This window comes from Staphylococcus pasteuri (assembly GCF_030547725.1).
GTDB classification, from domain to species: Bacteria; Bacillota; Bacilli; order Staphylococcales; family Staphylococcaceae; genus Staphylococcus; species Staphylococcus pasteuri.
In genome coordinates this window covers 1-323 of the sequence record NZ_JAUOQO010000141.1, presented here as the reverse complement: position 1 = coordinate 323, position 323 = coordinate 1, and the positions used below count along the sequence as shown (strand labels likewise).

Annotated in this window: 1 protein-coding gene; it reads left to right on the top strand. The window is 46.7% G+C overall.

Annotated features, from left to right (window positions below):
• Positions 1-323: patatin-like phospholipase family protein (locus Q4528_RS13155; RefSeq protein ID WP_303521931.1), on the top strand; the 323-nt coding region annotated here is incomplete at both ends.

Sequence of the window (323 nt, the reverse complement as noted above, 5' to 3'; positions counted from 1 at the left end):
GTATAGAGGCGGATTACTCACTGGTGAGAAAGTGTTTAATGCCGCCGAACAATACATTGGTAGCGACAGCATAGAGCAGCTAGATATTCCTTTTGGAGCAGTAGCCACAGAGTTAGAATCTGGTAAGGAGATTTGGCTACAAAAAGGCAGCGTGCGAGACGCCGTACGTTCATCTTGTGCTATGCCCGGGTTAATGGCGCCTTATCGATTAAACGACCAATGGTTGGTTGATGGAGCAGTGGTTAATCCAGTGCCTGTTTCTTTATGCCGAGCCATGGGAGCGGATGTAGTTATTGCGGTAAACCTAAACAACGATAAATCAC